The sequence below is a fragment of the Klebsiella michiganensis genome, from assembly GCF_015139575.1.
Lineage (GTDB): Bacteria > Pseudomonadota > Gammaproteobacteria > Enterobacterales > Enterobacteriaceae > Klebsiella > Klebsiella michiganensis.
This window is the reverse complement of record NZ_AP022547.1, coordinates 1,025,546-1,036,422: the sequence shown is the minus strand read 5'-3', so window position 1 is coordinate 1,036,422 and position 10,877 is coordinate 1,025,546. Positions and strand designations below refer to the sequence as shown.

9 protein-coding genes and 1 pseudogene are annotated in these 10,877 nt (G+C 58.5%); 1 reads left to right on the top strand and 9 read right to left on the bottom strand.

Annotated features, from left to right (window positions below; genetic code table 11):
* Positions 1-108: 108 nt before the first annotated feature.
* The 9 genes from recC to rppH all read right to left on the bottom strand — a co-directional run bounded on the left by recC (position 109) and on the right by rppH (position 10,215).
* Positions 109-3,483 carry an exodeoxyribonuclease V subunit gamma gene (gene recC, locus JLG71_RS05000; RefSeq protein WP_032751082.1) on the bottom strand — a complete coding sequence of 1,125 codons (3,375 nt, stop codon included), beginning with the start codon at positions 3,481-3,483 and terminating at the stop codon, positions 109-111.
* 12 nt (positions 3,484-3,495) lie between these two features.
* On the bottom strand, positions 3,496-3,819 hold the full coding sequence (locus JLG71_RS04995) for a prepilin-type N-terminal cleavage/methylation domain-containing protein (RefSeq protein WP_038423521.1): 324 nt from the start codon (positions 3,817-3,819) through the stop codon (positions 3,496-3,498).
* Positions 3,804-4,217, bottom strand: coding sequence for a DUF2509 family protein (locus JLG71_RS04990; protein ID WP_014226657.1), 414 nt, complete (start codon positions 4,215-4,217; stop codon positions 3,804-3,806). Before JLG71_RS04990 ends, JLG71_RS04995 begins: the two co-directional genes overlap by 16 nt.
* A complete protein-coding gene (locus JLG71_RS04985; RefSeq protein ID WP_014226658.1) occupies positions 4,214-4,777 on the bottom strand; it encodes a prepilin peptidase-dependent protein in 564 nt (187 codons plus the stop codon). Before JLG71_RS04985 ends, JLG71_RS04990 begins: the two co-directional genes overlap by 4 nt.
* Entirely contained in the window at positions 4,768-5,235 is a 468-nt protein-coding gene (locus JLG71_RS04980; RefSeq protein ID WP_025107415.1) for a prepilin peptidase-dependent protein, read from the bottom strand. The genes JLG71_RS04985 and JLG71_RS04980 overlap by 10 nt, the downstream gene beginning before the upstream one ends.
* 218 nt (positions 5,236-5,453) lie before the next feature.
* Positions 5,454-6,248: a thymidylate synthase gene (gene thyA, locus JLG71_RS04975; protein ID WP_004124584.1), complete on the bottom strand. Its 795-nt coding sequence runs from the start codon at positions 6,246-6,248 to the stop codon at positions 5,454-5,456.
* 6 nt (positions 6,249-6,254) lie between these two features.
* Complete coding sequence (gene lgt, locus JLG71_RS04970; RefSeq protein ID WP_014226659.1) at positions 6,255-7,130, bottom strand: prolipoprotein diacylglyceryl transferase; 876 nt, start codon at positions 7,128-7,130, stop codon at positions 6,255-6,257.
* Positions 7,131-7,425: 295 nt separating this feature from the next.
* Entirely contained in the window at positions 7,426-9,672 is a 2,247-nt protein-coding gene (gene ptsP, locus JLG71_RS04965; RefSeq protein WP_014226660.1) for a phosphoenolpyruvate--protein phosphotransferase, read from the bottom strand.
* Positions 9,673-9,684: 12 nt separating this feature from the next.
* The gene (gene rppH, locus JLG71_RS04960) at positions 9,685-10,215 is read right to left on the bottom strand and encodes an RNA pyrophosphohydrolase (protein ID WP_004124593.1); all 531 of its coding nucleotides are present in this window, start codon (positions 10,213-10,215) and stop codon (positions 9,685-9,687) included.
* Between the two features lie 453 nt (positions 10,216-10,668).
* On the opposite strand from rppH, the pseudogene JLG71_RS28530 reads away from it, so the two are divergent.
* Positions 10,669-10,809: pseudogene (locus tag JLG71_RS28530) on the top strand (hypothetical protein); the annotation flags it as partial.
* Between the last annotated feature and the right edge of the window lie 68 nt (positions 10,810-10,877).

The window sequence follows — 10,877 nt, the reverse complement described above, 5'->3', positions numbered from 1 at the left end:
CAAACCTGGCGCTGCATAATTGGCAGCCTTTATAAACATCAGTCCGTGATTCGTTGCGCATCATAAATGAACTGCCATCCAGTGCGCAATTTTTATACTATTACAATGTTATTCGGACTGATGGAAACGAAACACCGGTAGCAAATAACGCTGCGTTTGCGTCAGGATCTCTTCATAGTATTCCGCTTCCAGCGTGCGCCACAGGCGCTGATACCAGACGTCGGCACCTTCGCCGCTGACCACCATGTTCCCTTCATAAGCCTGAAGAAATTTACTGCGCGCTTTTTGCTGCGTCTCTTCGTCCATTAACATGACATCCTTTTCGGCGTCATAACAGACTTTTAGCCATGCGCCGCCGCTTTCCGGCAGCAGCAGCAGCGGTTTGGACATTCCCTGCAGGTAACCGTCAACCAGATCGTTGAGGTAGCCCTGGGCCTGCTCCTGCGCCAGCGGTGGAAAACGCCACTCGCCCTCTTTGCGCACAAAGAGCCGACTTTCGCCGGTACCACCGCTAGCACAATAGACAAGATGCTCCAGCCAAAGTTGCATCCCCTGCGCCACGCTTAATAGCGAAGGCCGCCAGCGCAGCAAACCGTCGGATTGTACCTGCTGCAGCCAGCCGGTGATGTTGACTCCGCTGCATTGCAGATCGATTTCCATGCTCTGCCCCGGCTGGCGGCAGGCGATCACCCGTTCGGCCAGATTTTGCATCTCCTGACGCTGGGTCTCCCAGGCCAGTTCGCCGAACGCGCCATAGGGTAGCTCCCCGGCGGCACGGAAGCGGCGATACATTGCCGAGGCGTCCTGCTGCTCAATCAGCGTATTGAGCAGCTGCTGGTTCAGCTGATAGCGGCTCAGCCCTTCGAGGGTAAAAGGTTCATCGTCGGGGATCTCGCTCTCCTCCGAGCGGAAATTCACCCGCAGCCGCTGCTGAAAGAACGCGCGCACAGGATGCTGCCAAAAGCGCAGCAGCTGTTCGAACGGTAAGTGATCGATGTCCGGTACCGGTAGCGGCTGGATGAACGCGCCGTGCGCTTCCCCCTGCTGGCTGGCGGCCGCCAGCCATTCCCGGGCATAGCTTTGATCTTCATTAGCCAGAAAATTGGCGGCATCGAAAGGCATGCGGGTATGCAGATGCGTGATGTGCTCTTTGACCCGCCGTTCGCTGGCATCGCAGTCCAGCTCTTCGTCCCCTTCCAGACAGTGGCTCTGGCCGATGTAGTCCGCCAGCTCCTGAACCAGAACGGAGGGATAGCGCTCGCTATTGTCCTGAATGGAACGGCCGATATAGCTGATATAGAGCTTCTGCTCGGCCGACATCAGGGCTTCAAGGAACAGATAGCGGTCGTCGTCGCGACGGCTACGGTCTCCGCGCTGCGGCTTCTGGCTCATTAAATCGAAGCCCAGCGGCGCCAGGGTGCGCGGATAAACGCCGTCGTTCATCCCCAGCAGGCAGACCACCTTGAAAGGAATCGAACGCATCGGCATCAGGGTACAAATGTTAACCGGGCCGGCGAGAAAGCGCTGGCTGATGCGCTGCTGATCGAGCCTCTGGGACAGCTCATCGCGCAGCAAAGAGAGCGGTACCGTTTCGCCATACTGCGCGTCGACGCCGCCGTCAATCACCGCCTGCCACTGCTGTTCTATCAGCGCCAGGGCGGCTTCCGTTTCGCTGTCCGGAAGGAAGAAGTCGTTCAGCAGGTCGCGGCATACCGGCAGCCACTCGGCTAATGGGCGATCCTGGGCCAGCCCGCGGCGCCAGAGATTAAGCTGCATCAGCAGCGATGCCAGGTTGCCCACCAGCTCGGCGATAAGCCCGCTCGACTCATCATAAGGCAGCACCGAGCGCCACTCCCCTTCGCTGCTGTCCATGGCGTAGCCCAACAGCATACGCGTCAGGCCAAAGCGCCAGGTATGCTGGCCGGTAGCCGGGAGATCGAGTTCACGCACGTTGTCGTCATCCATTCCCCAGCGTACGCCGGATTCGTTAACCCACTGGCGCAGGTAGCGTAGCCCCTCTTCGTTAATGTTAAAGCGCGCGGCCAGCACCGGCACATCCAGCAGCGCCAGCACGTCTTCGCTGGCAAAGCGGCTGTCGGGCAGCGAAAGCAGGGTGATAAACGCCTGCAGCGCCGGATGCGATTCGCGGGCCCGCCGGTCGGATATCGCCCACGGCAGCCAGCGCTCGCCGCTGGCACTGCCGAAGACCGCCTGAATATAGGGGCTGTAGCTATCGATATCCGCCACCATGACGATAATATCGCGCGGCGTGAGCTCGGGATTCTCTTCGAGCATCGCCAGCAGCCGGTCGTGCAGCACCTCAACCTCGCGCTGCGGGCTATGGCAGACATGAATCGTCAGGCTGCGGTCGTCCGCCGCCAGCAGCCGCTTGCTGCGGCTGTTGGCAAACTCCTCGGCGCTGCGCCCGGCCACCGCCGCATTACGCAGTTCGAGAATATCCGCCTGAAGATTATGCAGCAGGTTATCCGGCGCGATATCGACAAAGGCGTCCAGCTCTTCATAGCGCTCAAGACCCGCCAGCAGGTAAATATAGTCGCGCCCCAGCTTGCCCCAGGAGGCCAGCAGCGGATTGCCGACATCCTGTTCCCCGGCATCGTTGAATAACCCCGGAGCCTGTTGCGTATCGCGAAACAGGGGCAGCTCTCGCGTCGTTTCGCGGTGGTGGCGGCGCTGGCGGGAGAGCAGCTTTGCCAGAAATGCCGGATCTTTAATGTCGCCCCAGTAGTAGCGGCACGGGTTAGTGAAGAGAACATATACATCGACATGCTTACCCAGCGCCTGGAGCGCCTGCAGGTATACCGGCGGCAGCGCCGAAATCCCGCAGATAAACACCCGCGACGGTAGCCCGGCGGGCGGCTGTTCGGCGGCCTCAAGCGCGCTGATAAAGCGTTGGTATAAATTGGCGCGATGCCACAGCGGCTGGCCCAGCTCAGCGGTATATTCCACCAGCGCTTTCCACAGCGGCGCCTGCCACTCCTGCGCGTCTCCAAGCCCGTCAACGCGCTGGTCGGCCTCCCAGCGCATCAGCCACTCGGGGCGATAAACCAGATACTGGTCATAGAGATCCGCCACTCTGGCGGCCAGCTGAAACAGCTTGCGCTTGTCGCTATCGTCGTGCAGATAGTGGCGCAGTAGCGTAAAGGATTCATCGTTCAGCCGCTGCGGTAGCAGGGTCATGAGTTTCCAGCTCATACTTTGCTTGCTGAACGCGCTTTCTCCGGGAATATCTTTTAACACCCGCACGAACATGTCCCAGATAAAACTGGCGGGTAGCGGGAACTCAATGTTGGCCGCAATCCCGAAGCGCTGCGCCAGCGTCATCTGCAGCCACTGCGCCATCCCGGTACTCTGTACCAGCACCATTTCCGGCATAAAAGGGTCATCCAGCCGCTGGCGCTCGACGATAAACTCCATCAAGGCTTCAAGCACATCCAGACGGTTTGAGTGGTACACCCTTAACATATTCGCTCCTGGCTACTGACTGACCGGGCAGTGCAGCCGGGTCATCTGCGCCCGCCTGGCTGCGGGCATCGTGATCGTTACCGTGATGCTGACACATCTTTGCACCGATGTCTGCATGCGGGATACCTGGCGATTCGCGGGAATCACCGGTGGGCTAAGCTGACTGAATCGCCACGCATCGCGCCACAGCTGACGGTACTGGTTGAGCTGCATAAAGCCGTTGGCCAGCCCACGCTGATAGCCCGCCAGCGCAGTCACGGTTGCGATAAGCAAGACTAAAGCCAGCAGCGTTTCGGGCAGGCTAAACCCTCTCTGCCACCTCAGGGCATCTGGCATAGGCTTGCCTCCTTTAACGGGCAAAAATCGCTCCAGCCGTGAGGCGAAAAGCGGACGCGGTTTTGTTCGATTACGCCTGACTGCCACAGCAGTATGCCGCCGCCATCGCTGCCGCCAATCAGCAATACCGAGGCGTCGCTAAAGACTCGCAGGCAGGCGCGCCAGCCGAGCGCCGCGTTCTGCTGGCAGCTAACCGTTTCCTGAAGCGGCCAGACGAGCCCCTTTCCCCACTGCAGCGCGGAATGCGCATCAGCGGCATCGCCAAGCGCCCGCGTTTCGCTGGCCGTCTGCGCTAACAGCGAACGCTGCTGCTGGTGCAGCCCCTGGAGTAATAGCGTGCCGAGCGCTAACAGCAGCAGCACCATCAGCAGCGAAGAGAGCCCGCGCTGGCGATTCACAGGTTATATCCCGTTACGCCGTATTCCGCCCGCGCGCGGATTTGCGGGTCGGCGACCGAGTGCGCCGCAAGGGTAATCGATAATTCAGGTGCGAAGCCCGCCCTCTCCAGGCGCGTAACCTGAAACGCGGTGACCTGAATCGCCGCCGGGTTGGTCATTTTCTCCCAGCCTTTGCCGCTGCAGGCGCTTGCGCCGCGCAGGGTTTCCAGCGCGCCATCGCGCAGGCGAAACCCGGTGGTATCCGATTCCGATGACGGCGCGCTATTCCAGACGCCATCGCTGTTGCTATCCCAGCTCACCAGCAGGCAATCACCGCCCTCTGCGATATACAGCGCCTGCCCGTAACAGCGGCCGCGGCAGTATCCGGCGCGCTGCAGATGCTTCGCGACGGTGTAGATTCGCTGCCAGAGCTCATTTTCCAGCGACTGCTGCCGGGTCTGGCGAAGCGCGGCCCACTGCAGCGCCGGAAGAAAACGCGCGCTGCCGAGCAGCAGCACGGAGCTGATGGCCATCGCGATCAGCGTTTCCGGCAGGGAAAAGCCGCGCTGTTTTACAGACACGATGCCGTCTCCTCGCCGCGACACAGGCGGATGCGCCCCCAGTGAGAAACGATAATGTTCCAGCCGCCCGCCGCGCTTTGCAGGCGGATATGCCCGGCCCAGGCGGTATTACGCAGGCCATAAAACCCCAGCCCCGGCGTCATCGCGCTGAGCGAAACCTCCGGCCATAGCGGTTGCAGCGTGAAAGCGTCCCTGCGGAGACAGTCGGCCATCGCCCCGCTGGCGCTCAGGCACCAGCCCTCCGCGCTTTGGCCGACGCTTAATACCCTGTCGCGGTTGTGCCAGTTGGCGTCATCGCGTAGCAGCACCAGGTAGTCGCGGACCTGGCAGGCGGTTTGCCACAGGCGCTGCTGCCGTTGCCAGCTCTGCCAGCCGTACAGCCCGCTGGCGCCGAGAATGACGACCACGACCATGGTGAGCAGGGTTTCAATCAGGGTATAGCCATGTTCTCTGTTCATGGGCCAAGTATGCGGAGCATTGAGGCTTTATTCGAACGGTAAAATGCGGGTTTGCGGCGCGCGCCGGAGAGTATTAAAGGCGTTGCAGCGGGTTTCAACAGTGCCGGAAATCTGCTCGCAAAAAAGCGTTCCGTCGGCGGAATAAAGCTGGCCGTCGGCTCGGCTGAGGCATAAAAAAACCGGCGCGCAGGCGCCGGTTTTTCGTCGTCACTTCCGGGTTAAATCGCCACTGGCGCTTTAATCCCCGGATGCGGGTCGTAGCCTTCGATTTCGAAGTCTTCAAAACGGTAGTCGAAAATCGATGCCGGCTTACGTTTGATCACCAGCTTCGGCAGCGCCCGCGGTTCGCGGCTCAGCTGCAGATGCGTCTGCTCCATGTGGTTGCTGTACAGGTGCGTATCGCCGCCGGTCCAGACAAAATCGCCCACTTCGAGGTCGCACTGCTGCGCCACCATATGCACCAGCAGCGCGTAGCTGGCGATATTGAACGGCAGGCCGAGGAATACGTCGCACGAGCGCTGATAGAGCTGGCAGGAGAGCTTGCCGTCGGCGACGTAGAACTGGAAGAACGCGTGGCACGGGGCCAGCGCCATTTTGTTCAGCTCGCCGACGTTCCATGCCGAGACGATAATCCGGCGAGAATCCGGGTCGTTTTTCAGCTGTTCCATCACCGTGCTGATCTGGTCGATATGACGGCCGTCTGGCGCGGGCCAGGAGCGCCACTGCTTGCCGTAAACCGGCCCCAGATCGCCGTTTTCATCCGCCCATTCGTCCCAGATAGTGACGTTGTTTTCGTGCAGATACGCCACGTTGGTGTCACCCTGCAGGAACCACAGCAGTTCATGGATGATGGAGCGTAAATGACAGCGCTTGGTCGTCACCAACGGGAATCCTTCCTGCAGGTTAAAACGCATCTGGTGACCGAAGATGGAGACGGTGCCGGTACCGGTGCGGTCATTTTTTTGCGTGCCCTCATCGAGCACTTTCTGCATCAAATCAAGATACTGTTTCATGGTTCCTCAAGAATTTTGTTGCTGCGGACGACAACGGTACGCCCAGACCATCATGATGATACCCGCAAGCACCATCGGAATCGAAAGAATCTGCCCCATGCTGATGTACTGTACCCAGCCGCCGGTAAACTGGGCATCGGGCTGACGGAAGAACTCCACGATGATGCGGAACAGACCGTAGCCAATGAGGAACAGGCCGGAAACCGAACCGGCCGGACGCGGCTTGCGGATAAACAGGTTCAGTATCAGGAACAGCACGACGCCTTCCAGCGCCAGCTCATAGAGCTGCGAAGCATGACGCGGCAGCGCGCCGTAGGTATCAAACAGCGATTGCCACTCAGGATGCGACGGCAGCAGCGCCAGATCTTCCGCCCGAGAGCCGGGGAAAATCATGGTGTAGTGGAAGTTCGGATCGACGCGGCCCCACAGTTCACCGTTGATAAAGTTGCCCAGACGCCCGGCGCCGAGGCCAAACGGAATCAGCGGCGCAATGAAGTCGGAAACCTGGAAGAAGGTGCGCTTCGTGCGTTTGGCGAAAATGATCATCACCAGAATCACGCCGATCAGACCGCCGTGGAAGGACATACCGCCGTCCCAGACGCGGAACAGATAGAGCGGATCGTCGAGGAACACCGGCAGGTTGTAGAAGAAGACATAGCCAAGACGCCCGCCGAGGAAAACCCCGAGGAAGCCGGCGTACAGCAGGTTTTCAACTTCGTTTTTTGTCCAACCGCTGCCCGGACGATTGGCCCGACGGGTGGCCAACCACATCGCAAAAACAAACCCAACCAGGTACATCAGACCGTACCAGTGGAGGGAGACCGGTCCAATGGAAAAAATTACCGGATCAAACTCCGGAAAATGCAGGTAGCCACTATTCATCTGTCACCATAAACACTTGTTATTCCGCCGAAAGTGGACAGCGGGGATCGTTCGCGCGCGTCAGAAACGGGCGCTCCAAAGGCTGCGAATGATAGCATAAGCGCGAAGGGCGATCCGCGCCGGACATGTAAAAGATATGTATACGAATGCGAATTCGCGGCTGAGCATTCCCGGAGGCGGCGCGCTGCGCCTGTCCGGGCTACCCAACCCTCAGGCCGCCCGAACCTCGTCAGCGTTGTCCCGGATCACGGCTAACGCCTTACCCGGGCAACAAATTCATGAACCGTAGCCCGTGCTAGCGGCCGCCGCGAATCAGGCCGCCGAGTCCGCGTCGCTCCATAAAAGCCGCGACCTGATGGCGCACTTCGGCGGTCATCTGCGCTTCCAGGCTACGCTGGGAAAGCTCCTGGGCTTCATTGATATCGATGCGCCGCAGCAAATACTTCACTCTCGCCACCGAACGACCGTTCATCGACAGATGACGATAGCCCATACCAATCAGGATCGTCACGCACATCGGATCGCCCGCCATTTCGCCACACAGGCGCAGGTCGATACCAAAACGCTCGGCGTCGCGGGCAATCATCGCCAGCGCCCGCAGTACCCCCGGATGCAGGCTGTCATACATACTCGCGACCCGGGTGTTGTTGCGATCCACCGCCAGAATGTACTGGGTCAGATCGTTGGTGCCAACGGAGATAAAATCAACGCGGTTCGCCAGCTGCGGCAGCATAAAGACCATCGACGGCACTTCCAGCATCACGCCAAGACGCGGGCGGGGAATGGCGTAGCCGATCATCTCTTCCACTTCGCGGCTGGCGCGATCGATCAGGCGACGAGCCTCATCCACTTCATCCAGGCTGGTGACCATCGGTAGCAGGATGCTGAGGTTTCCGGTTGCCGCGTTGGCCCGCAGCATCGCGCGGACCTGTACCAGAAAGATCTCCGGCTGATCGAGCGTGATCCGAATACCGCGCCAGCCAAGGCACGGATTCTCTTCGCTGATCGGCATATACGGCAGCTGTTTATCCGCGCCGATGTCCAGCGTGCGCAGCGTCACCGATTTCTCGTTGAACATCTGCAGCATGCCCTGATACTGGGCAACCTGCTCCTCTTCGGAAGGGAAGCCGCTTTGCAGCATAAAGGGGATTTCGGTACGGTAAAGGCCAATACCGTCGACGAAATTGCCGAGTTTTTCTTCATGCTCGGGGCTCAGGCCCGCGTTGAGCATGACTTTTACCCGCTCGCCGCTTTTCAGTTCGGAAGCGCGTTCAAGATCGTCCTCGGCCAGGCGGCTAAGCTCGTTCTCTTCGCTGATCAGGCGCTGATACTCTTGCAGCAGCACCGGCTCGGGATCGACCAGCAGCTCGCCGCGATAGCCGTCGACAATCAGCGTATGGCCGTGCAGCAGCGAAGGCTGAATATCCGCCCCCATCACCGTCGGAATGCCCAGCGCGCGCACCATAATCGCGGCGTGGGAGTTCGCCGCGCCATCGCGCACCACCACGCCGGCTAAACGATCCTGAGGAACCTCCGCTAAGGTGGTGGCCGACAGTTCATCCGCCACCAGCACGATGCGCTCCGGCCAGGTATTGGGCCCCTGGATACTGTCATCGAGATGGAAAAGCAGCCGCTGGCCCAGCGTGCGCAGATCGCCCGCGCGCTCTTTCAGGTAGCCGTCGCTGAGCGCGGCAAACTGTTCGGCGAATTTCTCGATGATCTTCTTCACCGCCCATTCGGCCACCGCGCCTTTATCCACTTCAGCGAACAGCTCGCGGCGCAGGCGCGCGTCGGAAAGCAGGTGCGAATAGAGGTCAAAGATGGCCGCCGTCTCTTTCTGCGCGCCGGCAGCGTAGCGTTTGCTGTAGCGGCGAAACTCATTCGCCGCCTCTTCCAGCGCGCCGGTCAGCCGCTCGCGCTCGGAAGCGGTATCGAGCGTCGAGGCTTCATAAACCTGCTCCATCAGCGGCAGGCTGACGTCCATCCAGCCTTCGGCAATCGCCACGCCTGACGAGGCGGGCAGCGCGCGGATGCGGGTCTGACGATATTGACCAAACAGCGCGTTCAGCTGGGATTGAGAGAGAATGCCGGCGATTTGCGTGGCCAGGGTGACCAGGAAGGACTCTTCGCTTTCGTCAAACTGGCGCAGTTCGCGCTGCTGCACAACCAGCACGCCGAGCAGCTGACGCCGCTGGATAATCGGCACGCCGAGGAAGGCGCGAAAGCGGCCCTCTTTGACCGCGGGAATATATTTAAAGCTGGGGTGCTTTTGCGCGTCGGCGAGGTTAATGGGTTCGGCCAGGCGGCCAACCAGGCCCACGAGGCCTTCGTCAAAAGCGAGCGCAACGATGCGCCCGCGCGGCTTTTTCAACCCGCGCGTCGCCATCAGGTAATAACAGCGTCGGTCATTGTCAGCCAGATAAACCGAACAGACTTCCGTCTCCATCGCGGCGCAGATATCGGTGACCAGGATATCCAGCGCCTCGTTTAAACGCGGCGCACTCGCGACCTTCTCGACTATTTCTCGCAACCGAGTGAGCATAATGTGCGTGGCTTAACCTCTTTTACGTCGATATGCAGGCGCGCTTTGCGGCTTAGGCGTGCTTTCCGCCAGCGCCATGGTGACGCTGGCAAACTCTTTCATCACCCTGCGGTATACGTCGCGCTTAAACGACACCACCTGACGCACCGGGTACCAGTAGCTTACCCATCGCCAGCCATCAAACTCAGGTGTACTGCTGGTTTGCATATTGACATCCGCATCGCTGCCGATCAATTGCAGGAGAAACCACTTCTGTTTCTGGCCGATACATACCGGCTTTGTGTCCCAACGCACCAAACGTTTAGGCAATTTGTAACGCAACCAGTTACGGGTTGAAGCAAGGATCCGCACATCTTTACGGCTTAGCCCAACTTCTTCGAACAATTCCCGATACATCGCCTGCTCTGCTGATTCCCCTGGATTTATGCCCCCTTGCGGGAACTGCCACGAGTGCTGACCATAGCGCCTGGCCCACATAACCTGGCCCTGGCGATTACAGATTACAATACCGACATTTGGGCGGTAGCCATCGTCATCAATCACCGGACTACCTCAAAATAAGCTTCAATGTGAATGATTGTTTCACACTCGTTGGAAACGGTAAACCACTCTGTGAGGGGGATGAGATCGAATAACATTTGAATAACTCACAGTAATACCCGGAGTTATAAACAGCGAAAGCCATACCCGGACGATTTTATTCACTTTTTCTGTGGATAGAGTTGTGAAGAAGTACGGAATTAACTAGGGAAAACCCGGAATCATCCGAACAGCGTAGCGATAGCACCTGATTATAATGACCTAATTTTCATAAAGTTAGCATGTTAAAATTTCATAATTCACAGTATAACGTGACGATCATCACATAAGAGATCCTGGAACTGATGAAAGATCGAGCAATGTTGGTTTTATCCACAGATTACGCATGTGCTCTGGGCATATTTTGTCTAAAAACTCGATTTTCATCTCACGTCAAGGCTGTAAATGGAAACAGTAGTGGGGCTTTTCCCCAGTTATCCCATTTTTCTGTGGATAACAGGGTGTAAGATCCTGTTCATTGTCGGTGACCAGTTCTGGAAAACCCGGTTTCACCATTTTCACCGTGGCAAAAAATCGCAAAAAAAACCATATGAATCATCAAATTGTCATACTTACTCAAGAAAAGGTAAACTCTATCCACAACGGATGAAATTACTGCTCACTTT

What these genes read in the sequence shown, in the direction of transcription:
- recC (WP_032751082.1), bottom strand. Translation starts at nt 3,483, where the DNA reads ATGTTAAGGGTGTACCACTCAAACCGTCTGGATGTGCTTGAAGCCTTG.
- JLG71_RS04995 (WP_038423521.1), bottom strand. Translation starts at nt 3,819, where the DNA reads ATGCCAGATGCCCTGAGGTGGCAGAGAGGGTTTAGCCTGCCCGAAACG.
- JLG71_RS04980 (WP_025107415.1), bottom strand. Translation starts at nt 5,235, where the DNA reads ATGAACAGAGAACATGGCTATACCCTGATTGAAACCCTGCTCACCATG.
- thyA (WP_004124584.1), bottom strand. Translation starts at nt 6,248, where the DNA reads ATGAAACAGTATCTTGATTTGATGCAGAAAGTGCTCGATGAGGGCACG.
- lgt (WP_014226659.1), bottom strand. Translation starts at nt 7,130, where the DNA reads ATGAATAGTGGCTACCTGCATTTTCCGGAGTTTGATCCGGTAATTTTT.
- ptsP (WP_014226660.1), bottom strand. Translation starts at nt 9,672, where the DNA reads ATGCTCACTCGGTTGCGAGAAATAGTCGAGAAGGTCGCGAGTGCGCCG.